This window comes from Mesorhizobium sp. M4A.F.Ca.ET.050.02.1.1, from assembly GCF_003997725.1.
Lineage (GTDB): Bacteria > Pseudomonadota > Alphaproteobacteria > Rhizobiales > Rhizobiaceae > Mesorhizobium.
Genome location: NZ_RZSG01000988.1, coordinates 1 through 1,948, shown reverse-complemented (window position 1 = coordinate 1,948; position 1,948 = coordinate 1). Strand labels below are relative to the sequence as shown.

The following is a 1,948-nucleotide window of genomic DNA, read 5'->3' as shown; positions in this document are numbered from 1 at the left end:
ATCCTGCAGCGCCTCGGGCAGCATTTCCAGGAAGGCGTCCATCGGCACATGCAGGAAGGGCTTGGCCGTTGTCGCCTGCAATGCCCTGGCGATCGAGCTCTTGCCGGCGCTGCCGACCTCATTCAGCGGGACGATCCTGGCTGTCATCTGCGAACGCCCTCCCGCCATCCCGTCAACGGTTGCGCACCACCAGGCAAGCGCCGCCGACGCCGTGCAGTTTCTGGCAGATGCCATTGGCCTCGCCGCGGCTGTCGGCGCCGATTCGAACCGCATAGATGCCGCGCCGGCCGATCGGCGTGCGCACACGGCTGACCACCGGATCGTGATTGGAAAGCAGCGCCGGGAAGCGGCTCCTGACCCTCAGCCACTGGCTGACCGCGGCGCTGCGGCGGAAATTGCCGGCCACCTGCACGCCCCAGGGCTTGACGTTGATCGAGGCCATGGCAACGGTTTGCGACATGATCACCGGCAGCTTGCGGCAGGCGGCGGCGAAGCTTGCGTTGGCATCGAGCGGCTCGATCTTGCCGGCATAGGAGGCATCCGAGAATTTGTCGACCGGCTCGCCCATGACGTCGAAGACGTAGCTCTCGGTCTCCATCGGCAGGAAGCCGCCGGAGCCGAGCCAGCGCGACACGCGGTTCTCGCCGGCGTTGTAGGCGGCGGCCGCCAGGCCGAGATTGCCGTAGCTAACCTTCATTTCGGCAAGGTATTTCGCCGAGGCGGGAATAGCCTGCTCGATGTCGAAAGGGTTGGCCAATCCCCGCATCTTTGCCGTACCCGGCATGAACTGGGCAATGCCTTCGGCGCCAACGGGGCTCACCGCATTGGGATCGAACCGGCTCTCCTTCCAGATCAGCCGGGCGAAGAAATCCTTAGGCAGGCCGTTGCCGACGGCGTGCGCCTCGATCAGATTGCAGACCTTGCCGATGAGCCGCTGCTTGGCGGACGGCGGCGGATCGGCTTGTGCTGTTGCAGCCCAGCCCGCCACGCAAAACAGGATCAGCGTCGCCCTCAGGAAACGCCGCATCAGGTCTACTCCGCAGCGGCTTTGCCGCGTCCGTAGCGCTGCTCGATATAGTCGGCGACCATCTTCTCGAAATCCTGGGCGATCGAAGGACCGCGCAGGGTCGCCGCCTTTTTGCCGTCGACGAACACCGGCGCCGTCGGCGTCTCGCCGGTGCCGGGCAGCGATATGCCGATATCGGCATGCTTGGATTCGCCGGGACCGTTGACGATGCAGCCCATCACCGCGACCTTGAGGTTCTCGACCCCTGGATACTTCTCGCGCCACACCGGCATGTTCTTGCGGAGATCGGCCTGGATGTTCTGGGCGAGTTCCTGGAATACCGTCGAGGTGGTGCGGCCGCAGCCGGGGCAAGCCGCGACGATCGGCACGAACTGGCGGAAGCCCATCGTCTGCAGCAGTTCCTGCGACACCTGCACCTCGCGCGTGCGGTCGCCGTTCGGCTCCGGCGTCAGCGAGATGCGGATCGTGTCGCCGATGCCTTGCTGCAGCAGGATGCCCATGGCAGCGGACGAGGCGACGATGCCCTTCGTGCCCATGCCGGCCTCGGTGAGGCCGAGATGCAGCGCATGGTTGGAGCGGGTGGCGAGCTCGGTGTAGACGGCGATCAGGTCCTGTACGCCGCTCACCTTGGCCGACAGGATGATCTTGTCGCGGCCAAGGCCAATCTCTTCGGCCATCTCTGCCGACAGGATCGCCGACTGCACGATCGCCTCGCGGGTGACCTCCTGCGCGGTGAGCGGAAAGCCTTGCGCCTGGTTCTCGTCCATCAGCCGCGTCAGCAGTTCCTGGTCGAGCGAGCCCCAGTTGACGCCGATGCGCACCGGCTTGTCGTATTTGATCGCCATCTCGACGATCGCGGCGAACTGCCGGTCCTTCTTGTCCTTGAAGCCGACATTGCCGGGATTGATGCGGTATTTCGCC

The 1,948-nt window shown here is 65.2% G+C and carries 2 protein-coding genes and 1 pseudogene; all 3 read right to left on the bottom strand.

Annotation, left to right across the window (positions count from 1 at the left end; all coding sequences use genetic code 11):
- Positions 1-147 (bottom strand): annotated as a pseudogene (locus tag EOA33_RS34030) (chloramphenicol phosphotransferase); the annotation flags it as partial.
- Between the two features lie 25 nt (positions 148-172).
- Positions 173-1,027 (bottom strand): lytic transglycosylase domain-containing protein, encoded by an 855-nt coding sequence (locus tag EOA33_RS34025; RefSeq protein ID WP_126057936.1) that lies wholly within the window; start codon positions 1,025-1,027, stop codon positions 173-175.
- A gap of 5 nt (positions 1,028-1,032) precedes the next feature.
- A partial coding sequence (gene ispG / locus EOA33_RS34020; RefSeq protein ID WP_127407602.1) for a (E)-4-hydroxy-3-methylbut-2-enyl-diphosphate synthase occupies positions 1,033-1,948 on the bottom strand: 916 nt, incomplete at its 5' end.

Excerpts from the sequence above, each read along its gene's own strand:
- EOA33_RS34025 (WP_126057936.1), bottom strand. The coding sequence starts at position 1,027 with ATGCGGCGTTTCCTGAGGGCGACGCTGATCCTGTTTTGCGTGGCGGGC.